Annotated in this window: 17 protein-coding genes; 9 read left to right on the forward strand and 8 right to left on the reverse strand. The window is 70.0% G+C overall.

Annotated elements, in window-relative coordinates:
• Positions 1-55: 55 nt before the first annotated feature.
• On the reverse strand, positions 56-1396 hold the full coding sequence (locus ACZZ9K_RS06700) for an alpha-amylase family glycosyl hydrolase (RefSeq protein ID WP_463443635.1): 1341 nt from the start codon (positions 1394-1396) through the stop codon (positions 56-58).
• 81 nt (positions 1397-1477) lie between these two features.
• Between ACZZ9K_RS06700 and ACZZ9K_RS06705 the strand changes: the two genes are divergently transcribed.
• Both ACZZ9K_RS06705 and ACZZ9K_RS06710 read left to right on the forward strand, forming a co-directional pair.
• Positions 1478-1876, forward strand: coding sequence for a DUF3253 domain-containing protein (locus tag ACZZ9K_RS06705; protein WP_017888385.1), 399 nt, complete (start codon positions 1478-1480; stop codon positions 1874-1876).
• A 37-nt stretch (positions 1877-1913) separates the two neighbouring features.
• On the forward strand, positions 1914-3014 hold the full coding sequence (locus tag ACZZ9K_RS06710; RefSeq protein WP_138804120.1) for an SDR family oxidoreductase: 1101 nt from the start codon (positions 1914-1916) through the stop codon (positions 3012-3014).
• 16 nt (positions 3015-3030) lie between these two features.
• Here the strand turns inward: ACZZ9K_RS06710 and ACZZ9K_RS06715 are convergent, their stop codons facing one another.
• The gene (locus ACZZ9K_RS06715) at positions 3031-4104 is read right to left on the reverse strand and encodes a spore photoproduct lyase family protein (RefSeq protein WP_463443636.1); all 1074 of its coding nucleotides are present in this window, start codon (positions 4102-4104) and stop codon (positions 3031-3033) included.
• A gap of 44 nt (positions 4105-4148) precedes the next feature.
• On the opposite strand from ACZZ9K_RS06715, the gene ACZZ9K_RS06720 reads away from it, so the two are divergent.
• Together ACZZ9K_RS06720 and ACZZ9K_RS06725 are read left to right on the forward strand one after the other, a co-directional pair.
• Positions 4149-4448, forward strand: a complete 300-nt coding sequence (locus tag ACZZ9K_RS06720; RefSeq protein ID WP_463443637.1) for a biopolymer transporter Tol — start codon at positions 4149-4151, stop codon at positions 4446-4448.
• Entirely contained in the window at positions 4445-4909 is a 465-nt protein-coding gene (locus ACZZ9K_RS06725) for a hypothetical protein (RefSeq protein WP_463443638.1), read from the forward strand. The genes ACZZ9K_RS06720 and ACZZ9K_RS06725 overlap by 4 nt, the downstream gene beginning before the upstream one ends.
• 80 nt (positions 4910-4989) lie before the next feature.
• On the opposite strand, the gene ACZZ9K_RS06730 is transcribed toward ACZZ9K_RS06725, so the two are convergent.
• The 4 genes from ACZZ9K_RS06730 to ACZZ9K_RS06745 all read right to left on the reverse strand — a co-directional run bounded on the left by ACZZ9K_RS06730 (position 4990) and on the right by ACZZ9K_RS06745 (position 10285).
• Complete coding sequence (locus tag ACZZ9K_RS06730; protein WP_463443639.1) at positions 4990-6819, reverse strand: glycoside hydrolase family 35 protein; 1830 nt, start codon at positions 6817-6819, stop codon at positions 4990-4992.
• A 121-nt stretch (positions 6820-6940) separates the two neighbouring features.
• On the reverse strand, positions 6941-8275 hold the full coding sequence (locus ACZZ9K_RS06735) for an ABC transporter substrate-binding protein (RefSeq protein ID WP_185974214.1): 1335 nt from the start codon (positions 8273-8275) through the stop codon (positions 6941-6943).
• Between the two features lie 97 nt (positions 8276-8372).
• Positions 8373-9344 carry a carbohydrate ABC transporter permease gene (locus ACZZ9K_RS06740; protein WP_027466151.1) on the reverse strand — a complete coding sequence of 324 codons (972 nt, stop codon included), beginning with the start codon at positions 9342-9344 and terminating at the stop codon, positions 8373-8375.
• Positions 9341-10285 carry a carbohydrate ABC transporter permease gene (locus ACZZ9K_RS06745; protein WP_027466150.1) on the reverse strand — a complete coding sequence of 315 codons (945 nt, stop codon included), beginning with the start codon at positions 10283-10285 and terminating at the stop codon, positions 9341-9343. Before ACZZ9K_RS06745 ends, ACZZ9K_RS06740 begins: the two co-directional genes overlap by 4 nt.
• A 195-nt stretch (positions 10286-10480) precedes the next feature.
• On the opposite strand from ACZZ9K_RS06745, the gene ACZZ9K_RS06750 reads away from it, so the two are divergent.
• Positions 10481-11506, forward strand: coding sequence for a LacI family DNA-binding transcriptional regulator (locus ACZZ9K_RS06750; protein WP_463444742.1), 1026 nt, complete (start codon positions 10481-10483; stop codon positions 11504-11506).
• Positions 11507-11808: 302 nt separating this feature from the next.
• Here the strand turns inward: ACZZ9K_RS06750 and arfA are convergent, their stop codons facing one another.
• A complete protein-coding gene (gene arfA / locus ACZZ9K_RS06755; RefSeq protein WP_434769548.1) occupies positions 11809-13314 on the reverse strand; it encodes an arabinosylfuranosidase ArfA in 1506 nt (501 codons plus the stop codon).
• Between the two features lie 295 nt (positions 13315-13609).
• Here arfA and ACZZ9K_RS06760 point away from each other — a divergent pair, with 295 nt between their 5' ends.
• From ACZZ9K_RS06760 to ACZZ9K_RS06770, 3 genes are all read left to right on the forward strand, one after another.
• Positions 13610-14965, forward strand: a complete 1356-nt coding sequence (locus tag ACZZ9K_RS06760; RefSeq protein WP_138804113.1) for an extracellular solute-binding protein — start codon at positions 13610-13612, stop codon at positions 14963-14965.
• An 84-nt stretch (positions 14966-15049) separates the two neighbouring features.
• Complete coding sequence (locus tag ACZZ9K_RS06765) at positions 15050-16021, forward strand: carbohydrate ABC transporter permease (RefSeq protein WP_027466146.1); 972 nt, start codon at positions 15050-15052, stop codon at positions 16019-16021.
• Between the two features lies 1 nt (position 16022).
• Positions 16023-16934, forward strand: coding sequence for a carbohydrate ABC transporter permease (locus ACZZ9K_RS06770; protein WP_027466145.1), 912 nt, complete (start codon positions 16023-16025; stop codon positions 16932-16934).
• A 638-nt stretch (positions 16935-17572) separates the two neighbouring features.
• Here the strand turns inward: ACZZ9K_RS06770 and ACZZ9K_RS06775 are convergent.
• Positions 17573-18403: a siderophore-interacting protein gene (locus tag ACZZ9K_RS06775; protein ID WP_463443640.1), complete on the reverse strand. Its 831-nt coding sequence runs from the start codon at positions 18401-18403 to the stop codon at positions 17573-17575.
• Between the two features lie 28 nt (positions 18404-18431).
• Here ACZZ9K_RS06775 and ACZZ9K_RS06780 point away from each other — a divergent pair, with 28 nt between their 5' ends.
• On the forward strand, positions 18432-19535 hold the full coding sequence (locus ACZZ9K_RS06780) for a FecCD family ABC transporter permease (RefSeq protein WP_260678897.1): 1104 nt from the start codon (positions 18432-18434) through the stop codon (positions 19533-19535).
• Positions 19536-19538: the final 3 nt, after the last annotated feature.

Raw genomic sequence — 19538 nt, forward strand, 5'->3', positions numbered from 1 at the left:
TTCGCTTGGTGAGCAGAAACGGTCGGGTCCTCGATGGGGACCCGACCGTTTCTGCTCACGACCGCGACAGGACGGCCCAACCCCCGGCCGGGAGGCGCAGGGTCCCGTCCCCGAGATCGGCCCCGCCCGCCTCGACCTGCGTCGCGTCGGCCACGGGCACCTCGACGGGATCGTCCGACAGGTTCAGGGCGGTCACCACGGCGGCGTGCGCCGTCGCGGTCCGCAGCACCACGGCGGTGTTGGTCAGGTGCACGACGTCGGTGTGCGCGCGGTGCAGCCACGGGTTCCGGCGACGCAGGGCGATGAGCGCCTCGTACGCGTGGGTCAGGTCCGTCGGCTCCGGCACCTCGGCCGGGAACTCCGGGCGCACCGCGTCGTCGCCGCCCTCGCGTTCCTCCTTCACCCCGGTCCAGCCGTACTCGTCGCCCGCGTAGACCACCGGGGTCCCCGCCACGGTGAACAGCACCGCGGCGGCGTGCCCGGCGAACCGCTCCCCCACCGCGCTCGCGATCCGGGTGACGTCGTGGTTGCCGACGAACGTCGTCGGGGCGAAGGTGGCCAGCAGTGCGTCGTGCCGCTCGATCGCGTGCGCGAGCTCGTGACCGTTGCGGTCCGCGATGCCGTGCCAGGTCCCCTGCCACAGCTCGTACTGGGTCAGCGAGTCCATCGTCGAGTCGCGCGCGATCGCCGCCGCGTCTCCGTGGATCACCTCGCCGCTGAACCAGGCGTCCGGGAACCGCTCCCGCACCCGCGGCAGCACCCGCGCCCAGAACGCCGGCGGCACCGCGTACGCCGCGTCGAGTCGCCAGCCGTCGACCCCGCGCGCCAGCCAGTGCGTCATGACCTGCACCACGAGGTCCTCGGTGGCGCGGCTGTCGTGATCGAGTGCGACGAGGATGTCGTGGCCCTCGAACAGTCCGACGGGCACGGGCTCCCCCGGCTGCCACCCGGACCAGTCGATGGCGAACAGGTCGGCGGTCGGCGCCTCCGGGCCGTGGTCGGACAGCGCGCGGAACGCCGGGTGGTCACGGCCGACGTGGTTGAACACCCCGTCCAGCAGCACCCGCACGCCCCGCTCGTGCGCCGCGGCGACCAGGGCGTCGAAGTCGGCGTCGTCGCCCAGGCGCGGGTCGATGCGGAAGTGGTCGACCGTGTCGTAGCCGTGGGTCGAGCTCGCGAACACCGGGCCGAGCAACAGGCCGTTCAGGCCGAGGTCGACGACGTGGTCGAGCCATTCGGTCAGGCGGTCGAGGCGGTGTTCGAACGGCCGCTCCCCCACCGGTGCCGCGGGGCGGACCTCGGCGCCGACGAAGCCGAGCGGGTAGACGTGCCACCACATCACGTGCTGCACCCAGGCAGGCTCGGACGGACGGGCGGGGACGGTGTCGGGGTTCACCGCTCCGATGCTGCCAGGCGCACCTGGACCGCGTGCGTGGTCGCTGTGCACCGCCCTGCCGAGCAGGACGAGGATGGGGCCATGGGACGGGCGATCAGGACGGAAGCCGATGCGTCGGCGTCGGAATCGGCACACGCCGAGCGCACCTGCGCCTCGTGCGGGCGACGGATGCCGTCGTCGGCGGCGCCGGAGGCGAAGTGGTGTTCCGGAGCCTGCCGTCGACACGGTCTCGACGACACCGACCGGGCTCTGGAACAGCGCATCGACGAACTGCTCGCGGCACGGGCACGGACCTCGAGCATCTGCCCGTCCGAGGTGGCACGCTCGCTCGACCCGGACGACTGGCGACCGCTGATGGAGCCCGCGCGTCGAGCCGCCCGCCGCATGGTCGCGCGCGGCGAGGTCGAGATCACCCAGGGCGGGTCCGTCGTCGACCCGTCGACCGCCAAGGGTCCGATCCGCATCCGCCGTCCGCGGTGAGGGAACACGTGTCGCCCAACGTGGGTTGCATCGAGGGATGACTGCAACCGGATCGACCGAACCGACCCCTGCCCGCCGCGAAGCCCTGGTCGTCGGAGCCAGTGGCATCACCGGTTCCGCCCTGGTGCGCCACCTGCTCGACCTCGGCTGGGACGTGACGGCGCTCTCCCGCCGACCGCTCGCCGAACAGGGCGTCCGGACCGTCGCAGCCGACCTGCGCGACCCGGAGAGCCTGGCGGCCGCACTCGCCGACGAGCACCCGACCCACGTCTTCTTCACCGCCTGGCAGCGGCAGGAAACCGAGGCGGAGAACATCCGAGTGAACGGTGGCATGGTCCGCGACCTGCTCGCGGCACTGTCGCACGCTCCGCTCGAGCACGTCGCCCTCGTCACCGGCCTGAAGCACTACCTCGGCCCGTTCGAGGCGTACGCCGCCGGCGAGATGCCCGACACCCCCTTCCACGAGGAGGAGCCGCGCCTCGACACCCCGAACTTCTACTACGCGCAAGAGGACGAGCTCTTCGCAGCCGCCGAGCGCCAGGGGTTCACCTGGTCGGTGCACCGCTCCCACACCGTGATCGGGCACGCCGTGGGCAACGCCATGAACATGGGCCTCACACTCGCCGTGCAGGCCACGCTGGCGAAGGAACTCGACCTGGACTTCGTGTTCCCCGGCAGTGAGGCGCAGTGGAACGGCCTCACCGACATGACCGACGCCGGCATCCTCGCCGAGCACATGGTGTGGGCCTCGACGTCACCCGAGGGTGCGGACGAGCCGTTCAACATCGTCAACGGTGACGTCTTCCGGTGGCGCTGGATGTGGCCGCGTCTGGCCGCGCACCTCGGTGTCGACCCCGCGCGCGTGGTGGGCTACGAGGACGCTCCGCGACCGCTCGAGGAGCAGATGGAGCCGTACGAGTCCGAGTGGGCCGGCATCGCCGAGCGCCACGGTCTCGCCGAGGCTGACATCACGCGGCTCGCCTCGTGGTGGCACACCGACGCCGACCTCGGTCGAGCGATGGAGGTCGTCACCGACATGGGGAAGAGCCGCGACGCCGGGTTCACGGCGTTCCGCCGGACCGAGCAGGCCTTCGCGGACCTGTTCGCGCGGTACCGGGCGGACCGGCTCATCCCCTGATCGGGGAGGTCGCCGATCAGAAGGCGTACCGGATCCGGCACGACGGCAGGTGCTCGGCCACGAGTTCGCGGAAGCGCTCGACGAGCTGCCCCTTCATGCCGGACCGGTAGCGCACGTTCACGGCACCGTTCTGGGACACCTTCTGCTCCTGCAGGTCCGGACGCCACAGCAGGTCTTCGGCCTTGGGATGCCACCCGAGGTTGACCTCGTGCAGGGGCTGGTTGTGGGTCAGGAAGATCACCTCGGCAGCGAGCTGCGCCTTGGCGGCCGGGGACAGCACGTCGTCGACCTGCCGGAGCAGCTCTGCCCAGTCCGACTCCCACGTCGGCGTAAGGATGACCGGCGAGAAGTTCAGGTGGACCTCGTACCCGGCGTCGACGAAGTCGTTCACCGCGGCGATGCGCTCGGCGATCGGGCTCGTGCGGATGTCGGTGACCTTCGCGGTCTCGTGCGGCATCAGAGAGAAGCGGATCCGGGTCCGTCCCATCGGGTCCCAGGCGAGCAGGTCGCGGTTGACGTACTTCGTGGCGAACGAGGCCTTGGCCGTCGGGGTCATCCGGAACAGGTCGCAGAGGTCGCGGACGTTGTCGCTGATCATCGCGTCGACGGAGCAGTCGCTGTTCTCGCCGATGTCGTAGACCCAGGCTTCCGGGTCGCACTGGTTCGGTTCGGTCTTCGGCCCCTGCTTGGCGATGTTCCGAGCCACGTGCTTGGTGATCTGATCGATGTTCGCGAACACCGTCACGGGGTTGCTGTATCCCTTGCGCCGCGGCACGTAGCAGTAGGCGCACGCCATCGCGCAGCCGTTCGCGGTGGACGGTGCGATGAAGTCGGCGGAGCGACCGTTCGGCCGGGTCACCAGCGACTTCTTCACACCGAGCACGAGCGCCTCGGTCTTGATCCGCACCCAGCGCTGGACGTTCCGTTCGTCGCCGTGCACCTCGGGGATGTTCCAGTGCGACTCGACCGGGACGATCTCGGCGTCCGGCCAGCGCCCGACGATCTCCTGGCCACGCTGCAGTTCGAGCGCGGCCGGCTCGGCGTAGATGCGTCGGACGTCGAGCATCGGGCGGACGCGTTCGTGGCTCATCGGTTCCTGTCTACCCGGCACCACCGACGGTGCAGACTCGGACCATGACCGCCGAACCCGACGACCACTTCTTCGTCGTGGACGGCCGACGCTGGCGCCGCACCGACCCCGCCCTGCCCGAGGAACTCGCCGCCGCACTCCGCTCCCACCTGGGGCGCGGGCGCAACGCCGTGAAGACCGCGAAGCGCGCGGGCGACGACGAGGCCCTGGCGGCGGCCCGGCACCGGAACGGCCTGGCCAAGCACGGCCTGGGCGAACGCGGCCCCGAGTGGTGGACCCGCCCCGAGGCCGACCGGATCGCCGACGCCGAGCGCGCCCTCGCCGACCTGGACGCCCTGCCGTGACCACGATCCGTCCACCTCGACTGGACCGCACCCTGACCGCCGTCGTCTTCGGCCCGGTGATCATCGGGACCGGAGTCACACTCGCGAGCGTGGCCTTCCTGCCCGGAGCATCGGTAAGGGTGTTCGTCTTCATCCTCGGTGCCGCCTTCATCGCCGGTGGGATCTGGGCGACGTCCAGGACCCGGTACGTCGCCGTGCACCTGTCCGACGACACCCTCCGGTACTCGGGCTTCTTCGTGTCGTGGACGGCACCACGTGCCCAGATCACGACGGTGCTCGACGACGCGTTCGTCGAGTGGCGCGACGATCACGGGGCCGAACACCGACGGCAGATCTGGATGCTGACCCGAGCATGGGAGGACGACGGCACGAAGTTCGCTCCGCTCTGGCGGTGGCGACGCGAGGCACTCCTCGAAGTTCGAGCGTGGGCGGCGGCTCGCGAGGTCCGAAACGTCCCATAACGCCCGCGATGGGGAGCAGAATCGGGCGTACCTGGTCGAAACTTCCGACCAGGTACGCCCGATTCGACCAGGCCGCCCGACTAGGCCTCGGTGTGCCCCAGGTCGGGCTCGACGAGCAGGCACGCGGTACGGGAAGCGGCGGCGTGCAGTTCGAGCACGACGAGCTCGTTGCGACCGTGGCGGAGCACCGGCCCCGGGATCGCCAGGGTCCGCTGCGGGCCTCGCGACCAGTACCGACCGAGGCAGAACCCGTTGACCCAGGCGACACCCTTCCGGAACCCGTCGAGCGACAGGTACCGGTCATCCACGGTGTCGAGGTCGAACGAGCCGGCTGCGAACGTCGGTCCGGCGAGCACCTCACCACCGGTCGGAGCGACCTCGGACAGCGCGGTCACGGCGGCAGGTGCGACGGGGTCGAGGGCGAGCGGCGATGCCGTCCACCGGGCGACCGGGACGCCGTCGATCGAGACGCCGCCGATCAGGCCCTTCGGCTCACCGATGCGGATGCCGTAGTCGACGCGGCCCTGGTCCTCGACGAGGAGCTCGAGCGTGCCGGTCACCGGCGGCAGAGCGATGGCGCGGTCGTGGTGCTCACGCTCCAGTACGCCGACGACGACACCGTCGGCCGACACGATCGCCCGGTCGCGCACCTCGGTGCCGACGGTCAGCACCCCTCCGGCGGGCAGGTCGACCTCGGCGCGGTAGGCGACGAAGCCGCTCGCGGCCCCGAGGGCGTCGAAGGTCGGCGGCTCGTCGTGCGCGGACCACGTCGTGAGCGTGGGCAGCAGGGAACGGAGCGACGCGACGCGGTCCAGACGGACGGCGAGGTCCGTGGCGGGGGTGATCCGGGCCTCCAGGCCGTCGCCGGACGCGGCATCGGACGCGAGTCGACCCGATCCACCCGGCTCCATCGTCGCGGGCAGCGGCGGGACGGGCGCGTAGCGCGCGATCACCGAGCGGAACGCGTGGAACTTCGACGTCGGCCGACCGGCCTCGTCGAGCGGTGCGTCGTAGTCGTAGGACGTCGCGATCGGACGGTAGACGCCCTTGTCGTTCGCGCCGTTCGTGAAGCCGAAGTTGGTGCCGCCGTGGAACATGTAGATGTTCACCGAGCCGCCGGCCGCGAGCAGGACGTCCAGGTCCTCGGCGCTGGCGGACGCCGGCGTGGTGTGGTGGTGCTCGCCCCAGCTGTCGAACCAGCCGTCCCAGAACTCCGAGCACATCAGGGGCCCGGTGGGCTGCGCCTGCCGCAGGCGCTCGAGCCGGGCGGCGGAGCGTGAGCCGAACGACCCGGTCTTGTGCAGCGAGGGCAGGGAGCCGTCCTCGAGCATCGTGCCCATCGGCTGGTCGACGCTCGTGAAGGGGACGGTCAGCCCGATGTCGCGGTGCATCTGCTCGAGGGCGCGCAGGTACTCGGGGTCGGAGCCGTAGGCGCCGTACTCGTTCTCGACCTGCACCAGGACGATGGGCCCGCCCTGGTCGATCTGCCGCGGGACCAGCACGGGGGCCAGGTGCTGCAGGTACGTCCGGACCGCTGCGAGGAACCCGGGCTCGTTGCGGCGGACGCCCACGGAGCCGTCCGCGAACAACCAGTACGGCAGCCCGCCGTTGGTCCACTCGGCACAGATGTAGGGGCCGGGGCGGACGATGGCGTGCATGCCCTCGGCGGCGACGAGGTCGAGGAAGCGGCCGAGGTCCAGGCCACCCGACAGGTCGAACACCCCGGGCGACGGCGCGTGCGCGTTCCAGGCGACGTAGGTCTCGATGGTGTTGAGGCCCATCAGCTTCGCCTTGCGGATCCGGTCGGCCCACAGGTCGGGGTGCACGCGGAAGTAGTGGATCGCGCCGGAGAGGACCCGGTGCGGCTCGCCGTCGAGCAGGAAGTCGGTGTCGCCGATGGCGAAGCGCATGGTGTGGTTCTTTCGTTGCCGGCCGGGCCGGGCGTGGAGCCGGGCCGGGCGTGGAGCCGAGCCGGGCGTGGAGCGGGGCCGTGCGGACGTGTCCGCACGGCCCCGCGGGGATGCTGTCGAACTACTTCGACGAGACCGTGAAGCCCTGGTCCTTGCCGTACTTGGCGAGGGCCTTCTGCCAGGCCTCGAGACCGGCGTCGAGCGAGGTGCCGTTCTCGTACGCCTGACCGACGGTGTCGGCGTAGACGCTGTTCGCGTACACCTGGTACGGCAGGTAGGTGAAGTCGTTGTCCGAGGACTTCGACGCGTCGACGAGCACCTTGTTGATCTGCTGGCCGCCGAAGTACTCCGGCTTCTCGTCGAGGAACGCCGACGAGTCGAGGTCAGCGGTGGTCGACGGGAAGCCGCCGGACTCCATGAAGACCTTCGTGGACTCCTTCGAGGAGTTCAGCCACTTGAGGAAGCCCGCGGCGAGGGCCGGGTTCTTCGACTGCTTCATGACGACCTGGGCGCTGCCGCCGTTGTTCGCGGTCTGGGCGGTGCCACCGTCGTAGGTCGGCATCGGGGCGACGCGCCAGTCACCCGAGGCCTGGGCGACGCCGGACTCCAGGTTGCCGGGCATCCAGGCACCGGTGATCATCGTGGCGATCTCACCGTTGCCGAGCTGCTTGTACCAGTCGTCGGTCCAGCCGACCGTCTTCGACAGCAGGCCCTGCTCGACGAGCTCGTTCCAGGTGCTCGTCCACTTCTTGGTGCCCTCGTCCTGCAGGTTGATGGTCACCTTGTCACCGTCGGTGGTGAAAGGGGTGCCGCCAGCCTGGGCGATCATGCTCGTGGTGAAGCCGGCGTCGCCGGAGTCCGCCGCGATGTAGGCCTTCGGGTCCGCCTGGTGCAGCTTCTTGGCCGCGGTGACGTACTCGTCCCACGTCTTCGGCACGGCGATGCCGTGCTTGTCGAAGACCTTCTTGTTGTAGAACAGCGCCATGGGGCCGGAGTCCTGCGGCAGGCCGTAGACCTTGCCGTCGATCGACACCGAGCTCCAGGTGCTCTTCGCGAAGTCCTTCTCGAGCGAGTCGAAGCCGTAGCTCGACAGGTCGAGCAGCGACTCGGACAGCGCGAACTGCGGCAGGGCGTAGTACTCGACCTGGGCGACGTCGGGGGCGCCCGAGCCGGCCTTGATCGTGTTCTGCAGCTTCGTGTACTGGTCGGCACCGGTGCCGGCGTTGACGAGCTTGACCTTCACCTTGGGGTACTGCTTCTCGAACGCGGCGACCTGGGCCTTCGCCGACGGGGTCCACGACCAGTAGGTCAGGGTGCCACCGTCCTTCAGGGCCTTGTCGATGTCATCGGCCGATCCGCCGGAGCCGGAGCCGCCGGAGGCGCACGCGGCGAGGGCGATCGCGGCGGTGACGCCGATGGCGAGGGCGCTGAGCCCGCGCCGGAGACGCTTGTTCATGGGAGTGCCTTTCACTTCTTCGTGGAGGGGGTGGTGCTGCTGTGTGCCGGACCGGTCGGCGCGTGGCGGGGTCGCCACGGGCCTGGTGTCCGAGGGATCAGGCCTTGACCGACCCGGCCGCGAGGCCGGACTGCCAGAAGCGCTGGAGGAAGAGGAACGCGACCACGATCGGGATGATCGTGAGGAGCGATCCCGTGACGACGAGGTTGTAGATCGGCTGCGCGCCGGACCCGGTGGCCTGCGCGTTCCACTGGTTCAGGCCGACCGTCAGCGGGTACCACTTCGGGTCGCTCAGCATGATGAGCGGCAGGAAGTAGTTGTTCCAGGTGGCGACGACCGCGAACAGCAGGACGGTGACGACACCGGGCGCGAGCAGGCGGAGCGCGATCGTGAAGAAGATGCGGAACTCACCGGCACCGTCCATGCGGGCGGCCTCGAGCAGTTCGGCCGGGATCGCGTCGACCGCGTAGGTCCAGATCAGGTACATGCCGAACGGGCTGATCAGCGAGGGCAGGATGATCGCCCACGGGGTGTTGGTCAGGCCGACCTGCGAGAACAGCAGGAAGGTCGGGACCGCCAGGGCCGTGCCGGGGACCGCGATGGCACCGAGGACGACGGCGAAGACCGCGCGGCGACCGGGGAACTGGAACTTCGCCATGCCGTAGCCCGCGACGGTGGCGAGCAGGGTGGCCCCGCCGGCACCGACGACGACGTAGAGCAGCGTGTTGCCGAACCACTGCAGGAAGATGCCGTCGTTGTACGTCAGCGTGTCGACGATGTTCTGCCAGAGGTTGAAGTCCCCGCCGAACCACAGACCGAACGTGGAGAGCAGCGACGCCTGCGTCTTCGTGCTGTTCACGAGCAGGTAGAACAGCGGCGCGAACGAGTACACGACGAAGACGACCATGACCGCGGTGAGCAGGCCGGAACGCTTCGGCTTGCGTCCGCCTTCCGCGGTGCGGAGCTGCCTGGAGGCGCGGATCGAGCGGGTGCGCGGCGCACGTTGCGTCGTGGTCGCCTCGGTCACCGTGGCCGCTGCGGGCCCGGCGGGGTGCTGGATGGTGCTCATCGGTTCTCCTCGCGGGTGCCGCGGACCTGGACGACGTAGGCGATCACCGCGGTGATCACGCCCATCACGATCGCGACCGTGGCGGAGTAGTTGAACTGCTGACCGCTGAAGGACAGCGAGTAGGCGTACATGTTCGGGGTGAAGGCGCTGCCGATGACGTTCGGGGCGAGCGTCTTGAGCAGGTTCGGCTCGTTGAAGAGCTGGAAGCTGCCGATGATCGAGAAGATCGTGGCGATGACCATCGGGCCGCGGAGCGCCGGGAGCTTGATCGAGAAGACCGTGCGCATCGGGCCGGCGCCGTCGAGCTCGGCCGCCTCGTACAGCTCACCGGGGACGGTGCGGAGTGCGGCGTAGAAGATCAGCATGTTGTAGCCGAGGAACTCCCACGTGACCACGTTGCCGATCGACGTCAGGACCCAGCTCGGGCTGAACGGCTGCAGCAGGTCGATGCCGAGCGCGTCGTTCGCGGCACCCGTCAGGCCGAACTGGTTGCCGTAGATGAAGCCCCAGATCAGGGCCGCGACGACCCCGGGGACGGCGTAGGGCAGGAACACCGCGATGCGGAAGAAGCTCGTCCCCCACAGTCGGGCACTGTCCAGGGCCAGGGCGGCGACGAGCGCGAGGCCGAGCATGATCGGCACCTGGACGACCAGGAAGATCGCGACCCGGCCGAACCCGGACCAGAACTTGGCGTCCTGGAAGAGCTGCACGTAGTTGGCGAACCAGACGAACTGGTTGCCGCCGATGAGCTGGTCGCGGAACAGGCTGAGCCAGAGCGCGTAGCCGATCGGCACGATGAGCATCAGGACCAGGACGACGACGAACGGGCCGACGAACAGCCATCCGGTGAACCGTCCCCGCGGCTTGGGGCGGCGGCCGGCGGGGCGCTCGGCGGTGGGGCGCGGTGCTGCCTCACCGGGGCGCGCTGCGAGCGTGCTCATGTGACTCCTTCGTCTGCTGCGTTCGGGTGGTCGATGTCGGCGGCTCGGCCCGGGCCGGATCAGGGTGTCCGGGCGGTCACCGATGTTGACGTCAACATCGAACGACGCGACGATAGCATGGCAACGTCAACATGCGCTAGCGTCCGGGGAGGCCGACCGCTCGGCCCTCGATCCGGAAGGAGCGCCAGCGTGACGATGGAGTCCCCAGCCGGCACCCGCCGCGCCCCCTCGATGGCCGCCGTGGCCGACGCCGCCGGGGTGTCGATGCAGACGGTCTCACGCGTCGCCCGGGGCTTCGACAACGTCAGCCCGGAGACCCGCGACCGCGTCCAGCGCGCGATGGAGTCCCTCGGCTACCGGCCCAACCGTGCCGCCCGCGCCCTGCGCTCCGGTCGCTTCCGCACCATCGGCGTGATCATGTTCACGCTCGCTTCCTTCGGCAACATGCGCACGCTCGAGGCGATCGCCGACGCCGCCGGGGTCGCCGACTTCACGATCACCCTGCTGCCGATGGCCTCGCGCACCGAGGCGGGCGTCCGCTCCGCGTTCTCGCGCCTGCACGAACAGGCCGTCGACGGCGTCGTGATCATCATCGAGTCGCACATCATCGACACCGCCGAGGTCGTGCTGCCCGACGGCGTGCCCATGGTCATCATCGACTCCACGGGCAGCACCGACCACCCCGCGATCGACACCGACCAGGCCGACGGCGCCCGGCAGGCCACGCAGCACCTGCTCGACCTGGGCCACGACACCGTCTGGCACGTCGCCGGGCCGGAGTCGTCGTACTCGGCCGCCCGTCGCCTCGCCGCGTGGCAGGACACCCTGACGCGCGCAGGTCGACCGGTCCCCCCGGTGTTCCGCGGCGGCTGGACGACCGAGCACGGCTACGAGGCCGGGCTCGAGATCGCCGCACGGCCGGAGATCACCGCGGTGTTCGCCGCGAACGACCAGACCGCCCTCGGGGTCCTGCGCGCCGCCCACGAGTCCGGTCGCCCGGTGCCGTCGTCGCTCAGCGTGGTGGGGTTCGACGACTCCCCCGAGTCCGACTCGTTCTGGCCGCCGCTGACCACCGTGCACCAGTCCTTCGACGAGGTCGGCCGCCGAGCGGTCGCGAACCTGCTCGCCCAGATCGACGGCGAGCGGGTCAGCGTCGCGGCCGACCTGGTGCCGGTGCGGCTCGTCGAGCGGGCGAGCACGGCCGCGCCGCCGGCGCGCTGACGCGGCGGGCCCGTTCGCCGAAGCGACACTCTGCCGCCGAACATCCGTGGAGAACTGTCGCTTTCGCGACCACGCGCCGGTCGGGAGGCCCGGTGCCAGGCCGCCCCGGGCCTCCCGGCCGCCGCGCGGGCCACGTCACGGGCCCAGCGACAGTCCACGCGCCCGTCACCCCGTGAGGTGTCGCCCACCGCGTGGACTCGCGCCCGGGTCGCACGCGCAACGCGCAGAGGACGTGGGGCGCGAGCGCCCGACGTCCTCTGTGCTCACTCGACGCCCGCCGTGGCGTGCGCCGAGGCGTCTTGTCAGCCGATCGAGACGGCGGTCCAGGAGACCGGCGGGAGCTCGATCGTGACGGTGTCGCCCTCGCGACGGACCGACTCGTTCGTGCGGAGCCCCACGCGTGAGGTGTTCTCCAGGTCGTTCACGGCGTGCAGGTCGTCGTCCCAGACACCCTCGGCGTGGACGTCGCCCGTCGCACCGATGCCGGCCAGGTCGATCGTCACCGTGGTCGGCTCGGAGGGGTGGCGGTTGATCAGGAAGACCGCTGCCTTGCCGTCCTCGGACACGGTGGCGGCGGAGTCCACGACCGGGACCTCACCGTGCTTGCCACCGTCGACCGTGTCGCCCGAGGCCTTGACCTGCAGCGAGGTGCCCTGCGCCAGGCGCGAGGTGACCGAGAACGGGAAGAAGGTCGTCTGGCGCCAGGCCGGGCCACCGGGCTCGGTCATGATCGGGCCGATCACGTTGACGAGCTGGGCGAGCGAGGCCGAGGCGACGCGGTCGGCGTGGCGGAGCAGCGAGATGAGCAGGCCACCCACGACGACGGCGTCGGCGACGGTGTAGACGTCCTCGAGCAGACGCGGGGCGACGGGCCACTCGTCGAGCGTGAAGGTCTTGGCCTTCGCCTCCCACTTCTTGATCGACCAGACGTTCCACTCGTCGAACGAGATGTCGATGCGCTTGTCGGACTTCTTCTGCGCCTGGACGTGGTCGGCGGCCGTGGTGACCGTCTTGATGAAGTGGTCCATGTTGGCGCCCGAGGCGAGGAACGACGGCAGGTCGTCGTCCTCCTCGTAGTAGGCGTGCGCGGAGATGTAGTCGACGTCGTCGTAGGTGTGCTCGAGGACGGTGCGCTCCCACTCGCCGAACGTCGGCATCGACGCCCCCGAGGAACCGCAGGCGACGAGCTCGAGGTCGGGCTGGATCTGCCGCATGGCCTTGGCGGTCATCGCGGCGAGCTTGCCGTAGTCGTCGGCGTTCTTGTGGCCGAGCTGCCACGGGCCGTCCATCTCGTTGCCGAGGCACCACATCTTGATGGCGAAGGGTTCCTGGCGACCGTTCGAACGACGGTATTCGGACAGTGCGGTCCCGGCGTCGATGTTCGCGTACTCGAGGAGCTCGATCGCCTCCTGCGTGCCGCGGGTGCCGAGGTTCACGGCGAGCATGAGCTCCGAGCCGACCTGGTCGAGCCAGTGCTGGAACTCGTGCAGGCCGACCTCGTTCGTCTCCGTCGAGTGCCAGGCCAGGTCGAGGCGGCGGGGGCGCTGCTCGACGGGGCCGACGCCGTCCTCCCACTTGTAGCCGGAGACGAAGTTGCCACCGGGGTAGCGGATAGCGGAGACGCCGAGTTCCTTGACGAGTTCGACGACGTCCTTGCGGAAGCCGTGCGCGTCGGCGGTCTCGTGGGTGGGCTCGTGGATGCCGTCGTAGACGTGGCGGCCGAGGTGCTCGACGAACCCGCCGAACAGGCGACGTCGCACCGGCCCCACGGTGAACGCGGCGTCGAGGACGAGGTGTGTGCGGGGCATGGATCTCCTTCGATCGTGGCAGTGCGGTTCGTGCGGGGAGCGGGTGGGGCCACGGACGGGAACCGAAGCGGGCCGTCACGAAAGTGAGCGCTCACCTGACAGAAACGCTACCGGGTTCCACGCCGTCGCGAAAGGGGTGGCGGATGCCGGGAGCGAGCGCTAATGTGAGCGCTCACGGAGCACCGGAAGGTCGTTCCGTGTCCGGAGCAGCAGTGCTCCGGGTCCGGAGCAGCGATGCTCCGGCGGGAGCACCGACCCTGTTCCCGAGCCCGGCCCATCCCGATGGAGTGATGCCATGCCGATCCCACCCGCAACACCCGCGTCGCGCCTCTCGCGCCGGGGCTTCCTCGCCGCCGGTGCAGCGGCCGCGACGGTCCTGCCGCTCGCCGCCTGCTCGAGCCCCCTCGCCGCCGGTCTCGCCGGCAGCGCACTCAACCCCGAGACCCTCGTCTTCTGGAACCTGTTCGGCGGCGGTGACGGCGTCCGCATGCAGTCCATGGAGGACGGCTACGCGAAGCAGCACGGCGGCTCGAGCGCGCTGCAGGGCACCACGTTCGCGTGGGGCAACCCGTACTACTCGAAGCTGACACTGGCGACCGTCGGGAACAAGCCGCCGGACGTCGCGGTCGCGCACCTGACCCGCGCGAAGCCGCTCTGGGACGGTGACCTGCTCGACCCGATCACCTCCGACGACCTGGCGAGCGTCGGCCTGAGCGCCGCCGACTTCAACCAGAAGGCCTGGGCGGCGCAGAAGACCGACGGCAACAACATCGCGGTCCCGCTCGACACCCACCCCTTCGTCCTCTTCTACAACGTCGACGTCTGCAAGAAGGCCGGCCTGATCGACGGCGACGGCAACCTCGTCGACCTCAACGGCATGGACAACTTCGAGAAGGCCCTCGCCGCGGTCGCCAAGGTCACCGGCGGCACGGCGCTCAACGTCGCGAACGTGGTGCCGGAGACGGCCACCCCGTGGCGCTTCTTCTGGACCATGTACAACCAGCTGAAGGACGCCACCCCGTTCATCAGCGACGGCGGATCGAAGCTCACCGTCAACGAGGACGCCTACAACGAGGTCACGAGCCGCACCCAGAAGTGGGTGAAGGAGGGCTGGCTGAACAAGGCCCTCGACTACGCCACCGCGCAGTCGCTCATGTTCGACGGCAAGGCCGGCTTCTTCATGCAGGGCGAGTGGGAGATCAGCACCGCGCAGTCGATCAAGGGCCTGAACTTCGGCATGGCGCCGATCCCGCAGCTCTACGACAAGCCAGCGACCCAGGCGGACTCGCACACGTTCGTCCTGCCGAAGAAGGCCCGCACGCCGGAGCAGCGCAAGCAGCACATGCTCTTCATCAAGCAGATGCTCGAGCAGAGCCTGACGTGGGCCGAGGGCGGGCACGTGCCGGCCTACATCCCGACGTTCGACAGCGCCGCGTACAAGAAGCTCACGCCGCAGTCGAACTACGCGGCCGCAGCCGAGACCGCCGTGTTCGACGACGCCGCCTGGTACGGCGGTTCGGGTTCGACGTTCGAGGGCACGGTGGGCGCCCAGCTCGCCCTCGTGCAGCAGGGCAGCTCGTCCCCCGCACAGGCCCTCAGCGCCATCAAGTCGCAGCTCGCGACGTACCTCAACACCCCGAGCCCCCTGTGACCCGGCACGCAACCGCCCGGCCGGACCACCCCGGGCAGACGACCCCCGCGATCGCCGTGAACACCGCGCGAAAGGCACGATGACGTGACCACAGCACCTGTCCTCGACCGGCCGACCGACGCGGCCACCGCGCCGCGTCTCCGCCGGAACCGCTCCTACGGCTCCAGCGTGAACCGCGGCCAGGGCCGCAGCGGCTGGCTGTTCCTCGCCCCGTTCGGCCTGTTCTACGTGGCCTTCCTGCTCGGCCCGACGGTCTGGATGATCGTCACGAGCTTCTTCAACACCTCGACCGTCCGCACCGGGCTCGGCAGCTTCGCCGGGTTCGCGAACTACGCCGAGATGCTCGGGCGCAGCGACTTCTGGTCGTCGCTCTGGCACACGCTGCAGTTCACGCTGTACACGACCCCGCCGCTCGTCATCCTGGCGTTCGTGTTCGCCGTGCTGACGAACCGGATGAACCGCGGGCAGTGGTTCTTCCGCCTGGCGTTCTTCCTGCCGTTCATCCTGCCGTCGGCGACGATCTCGCTGATCTGGGTGTTCATCTTCACGCCGAGCACCGGTCTGTGGGCGAGCCTGCAGTCGGCGATCGGCATGACGCCCGGCTCCGGCATGCTGTCGAGCCCGAACACGGCCATGATCGGTGTCGCGATCGCAACCGTGTGGTGGACCCTCGGCTTCAACTTCGTGCTCTACCTGGCCGGTCTGCAGGAGATCCCGCGCGAACTGTACGAGGCAGCCGCCGTCGACGGTGCGTCGAACTGGCAGCAGATCAAGTCGATCACGCTCCCCCTGCTCGGCCGCACGACGACGCTGGTCGTCCTGCTGCAGATCATCGCGAGCCTGAAGATCTTCGACCAGGTCTACCTGATGACGAACGGCGGGCCGGGCATCTCGACCCAGGTCTCGCTGCAGCTCATCACCGGCGTCGGCTTCACCGACAACCGGCTCGGTGCCGCATCGGCCGCGTCGGTCCTCCTGTTCATCGTGATCGTGGCGATCGCGGTCATCCGGCAGCTCGTCGAGCGCGCTGCCGCCAAGCGAGAGATCGGGGCCTGACATGACCGCCACCGAGAGCATCACCACCGGCCGCAAGCTCCGCACCGGCGTCTCGTCCGCCGCTCCCACGAGCGCCGCGAAGATCGGCGTCAGCGGTCGCGGCTTCACGATCGCGTCGGGGATCGTCCTGACGATCTTCGCGATCATCTGGCTCATCCCGAGCGTCTTCGCCCTGAAGACGTCGCTGTCCGACAACGGCGTCGCCGCCCTCGGCGCGAACGCGATCCTGTCGAACTGGAACCCGACGCTGCACTCGTACTCGTCGCTGTTCCAGGCCGGCGACATCTGGAACTGGTACCTCGCCAGCGCCATCACGAGCGTCGTCACCGCGGCACTCACCGTGCTGTTCGCGTCGATGGCGGCGTTCGCCCTGTCGCGGCTGGTGTTCCGCGGCCGCAACATCGCGTTCCTGCTCATCATCCTCGGGATCATGATCCCGACGCAGGTGCTGATCATCCCGATCTTCCAGGAGCTCAACGCGGTCGGCCTGCTCAACACCTACTGGTCGGTGATCTTCCCGCAGGTGCCCGCCGTGATCGCGGTGTTCATCTTCAAGCAGTTCTTCGACGGCATCCCGAAGGAGCTCGAAGAGGCGGCGCGCATCGACGGCGCCGGCATCTGGAAGGTCTACTGGTCGGTCATCCTGCCGCTGTCGCGTCCGGTGATCGCGGCCGTGACGATCCTGACCTTCGTCGGGGTGTGGAACAACCTGCTGCTGCCGCTGTTCGTGCTGTCCAACCCGGACCTCATGACGATCCCGGTCGGGCTCGCCACGGTCCAGGGCAGCTTCGGGCAGCGCTACGCCGACATCCAGGCCGGGGCGATCCTCGCGGCGCTGCCGCTGATCATCCTCTACCTGATCTTCCAGCGGCAGATCGTGGAGGGCGTGACGGGCTCGGGCCTCAAGGGCTGACGCCACCCCACCACGGACGGGAGGCCCGGTGCCAGCTGGCACCGGGCCTCCCGTCCGTCCGGTGGTCGCGTCGCGTGCGCGGCGCGGCTGGCGAGAGCGGGCGTACCTGGCGGGACCGGGCGTACCTGGGCGGAACCGGGCGTACCCGGTGGAACCGGGCGTACCTGGGCGGAAGTTCCGTGACGGTATGCCCGAAAGCACCAGGCATCGCGGGTGCAAGGGGAAGGACCGGGCGTACCTGGCGGAACCGGGCGAACCTAGGGGGAACGGGCGTACCTGGCGGAACCGGGCGTACCCGGGCGTACCCGGGCAGAAGTTCTGTGGCGGTACGCCCGAAAGCACCAGGCAACGCGCGCGCAAGGGGAAGAACCGGGCGTACCTGGCGGAAGCGGGCGTACCTGGCGGGACCGGGCATACCTGGGCAGAACGGGCGTACCTGGGCGGAAGTTTTGTAGCAGTACGCCCGAAAGCGCCAGGTATCGCGGGCGCCAGGGGAAGGACCGGGCGTACCCGGCGGGACCGGGCATACCTGGCGAGACCGGGCATACCTGGGCAGACCGGGCATACCTGGGCAGAACGGGCGTACCTGGGCAGGAGTTCTGTGGCGGTACGCCCGGAAGCACCAGGCACCGCGCGGGTCAGCCGGGGACGGAGACCTTCGTCTCGTGCTTCCAGAACCCGGAGAACGTGATGCGCGACTTCGGCAGGCCCGCACGGTGCAGGTGGCGGCGGCCCTCCGTTGCGAGGCGCGACTCCCCCACGACGAACGCGTAGCCCTGGTCGTCGTACGGCACGTGCCGCTGCAGTTCGGCGAGGGCGCCGCTGCCGGGGACGGCGCCCGGCTGCCGGACGATCCACGTCACCTGCACGCCGGTGGGGGCGTCGAGGTCGCGGATGTCGGCGGCGGCCGGGACCTCTTGGATGATGCGGCCGACGGTGTCGCGCGGCAACGAGGCGGCGATGCCGACGACGCCGGGCAGGCCGGTCTCCTCGGCGGCGACGACGACCTCGCTGGTGCCGGCGGGGACATCGAAGATGCAGCCTTGGTCGAGCATCGCGAGCTCCTCGCCGGGGCGTGCGGCGCAGGCCCAGATCGCGGCGCGGCCCTCGAGCTCACCGCGGTGGTCCAGGTGCACGACGAAGTCGATGTCGAGCTCAGCGGTGCCGTCGGCGAGCAGGCGGTACGCGGCGACGGTGTAGTTCGCACAGTGGGGACGGATGTCCTCGGGGATGCCGAGGAACGTCGGCCACCACTTCTTGCCGTCCAGGTCGGGCATCCGGAAGGCGTCCTGGTCGGGGCGTCGGACGAACAGGCGGAACCAGTGGTCGAAACCGAGGTAGCCGAACTCGTGCAGGTCGTCCCCGGTGACGGTGACGCGCTGCATCGAGGGGGTCACCCGCTGGGTCCGGAGGACACGGGCGCGGAAGAGCCGGGGGTTCGTCGGCAGGAGCCGCGGGGTCTTCGCCATGAGGCAAGGCTAACCTAAGATGACTTCCGTGCCAGCCCCCAATCCCGTTCTGGCTTCCGGTCCGGAGGCCCCCGAACCCGACGCGTCCAGTGCCCGAGACGGCGGTGCGTCCCGCGCCCTCGGCGTCCACCGGACCGCGATGCGGCGGCGGACCGCGGTGCTCGTCGGACTCGTCGTCGCCCTGGTGCTCGTCGCCGTGGCGAGCATGCTGCTCGGCAGCAACCGCATCGGTGTCGCCGAGGTGTGGGCGGGGCTCACACGCTCCGGGTCGAGCACCGACGAGGCGATCGTGTGGGGCTCCCGCATCCCGCGCACGCTGATCGGTGCTGCGGTCGGTGCGGCCCTCGGCATCGCCGGACTCCTCATGCAGGGACACACCCGCAACCCACTCGCCGACCCCGGCCTGTTCGGCGTCTCGTCGGGAGCAGGGCTCGCGGTGGTGCTCGGCGTCTACGTGTTCGGGGTGACGAGCACGAGCGCGACCGTCTGGTTCGCCCTGGTCGGGGCCCTGGTCGCCAGCGTCGTCGTCTTCTCGGTGACCATCGCCGGCAGCGGCACGGCCAGTCCGGTTCCGCTCGCCCTCGCCGGGGCCGCGGTGTCGGCCCTGCTCGCGGCCCTGACCTCCTTCGTCGTGCTGACCGACCAGGCCTCGCTCGACGCGTACCGGCTCTGGGTCGTCGGATCGCTCGCCGCACGACAGCTCGACATCCTCGGGGCGGTGTGGCCGTTCCTGGCCGCCGGGCTCGTGCTCGCGGTGCTGAACGTCCGTGCCCTCGACGCCCTCGGGCTCGGGTCCGAGCTGGCGAAGGGGCTCGGCGAGAACGTGCTCGTCGCCCGGCTCGTCGGCCTGGGCGGGATCACACTGCTCGCCGCCGGCGCCACCGCTGCTGCCGGCCCGATCGGCTTCGTCGGCCTGACCGTGCCGCACGTCGCCCGCGCGCTCGTCGGCACCGGACACCGCTGGACCCTGCCGGTCTCCGGTCTGGTCGGCGCCGCCCTCGTGCTGCTCGCCGACGTCATCGGCCGCCTGATCGGCGGGTTCTCCGAGGTCGAGGTCGGCATCGTGCTCGCCGTCATCGGTGGCCCCGTGTTCGTCGCGGTGGCCCGTCGCCGATCGCTGGTGTCGCTGTGAGCG

It is taken from the genome of Curtobacterium sp. AC268 (assembly GCF_979258745.1).

Bases quoted from the DNA above. Each gene is read 5' to 3' on its own strand.
- ACZZ9K_RS06775 (WP_463443640.1), bottom strand. From the start codon at position 18,403: ATGGCGAAGACCCCGCGGCTCCTGCCGACGAACCCCCGGCTCTTCCGC.
- ACZZ9K_RS06760 (WP_138804113.1), top strand. From the start codon at position 13,610: ATGCCGATCCCACCCGCAACACCCGCGTCGCGCCTCTCGCGCCGGGGC.
- ACZZ9K_RS06705 (WP_017888385.1), top strand. From the start codon at position 1,478: ATGGGACGGGCGATCAGGACGGAAGCCGATGCGTCGGCGTCGGAATCG.
- ACZZ9K_RS06715 (WP_463443636.1), bottom strand. From the start codon at position 4,104: ATGAGCCACGAACGCGTCCGCCCGATGCTCGACGTCCGACGCATCTAC.
- ACZZ9K_RS06750 (WP_463444742.1), top strand. From the start codon at position 10,481: ATGGAGTCCCCAGCCGGCACCCGCCGCGCCCCCTCGATGGCCGCCGTG.
- ACZZ9K_RS06735 (WP_185974214.1), bottom strand. From the start codon at position 8,275: ATGAACAAGCGTCTCCGGCGCGGGCTCAGCGCCCTCGCCATCGGCGTC.
- ACZZ9K_RS06770 (WP_027466145.1), top strand. From the start codon at position 16,023: ATGACCGCCACCGAGAGCATCACCACCGGCCGCAAGCTCCGCACCGGC.
- arfA (WP_434769548.1), bottom strand. From the start codon at position 13,314: ATGCCCCGCACACACCTCGTCCTCGACGCCGCGTTCACCGTGGGGCCG.
- ACZZ9K_RS06710 (WP_138804120.1), top strand. From the start codon at position 1,914: ATGACTGCAACCGGATCGACCGAACCGACCCCTGCCCGCCGCGAAGCC.
- ACZZ9K_RS06745 (WP_027466150.1), bottom strand. From the start codon at position 10,285: ATGAGCACGCTCGCAGCGCGCCCCGGTGAGGCAGCACCGCGCCCCACC.
- ACZZ9K_RS06730 (WP_463443639.1), bottom strand. From the start codon at position 6,819: ATGCGCTTCGCCATCGGCGACACCGACTTCCTGCTCGACGGCGAGCCG.
- ACZZ9K_RS06740 (WP_027466151.1), bottom strand. From the start codon at position 9,344: ATGAGCACCATCCAGCACCCCGCCGGGCCCGCAGCGGCCACGGTGACC.
- ACZZ9K_RS06720 (WP_463443637.1), top strand. From the start codon at position 4,149: ATGACCGCCGAACCCGACGACCACTTCTTCGTCGTGGACGGCCGACGC.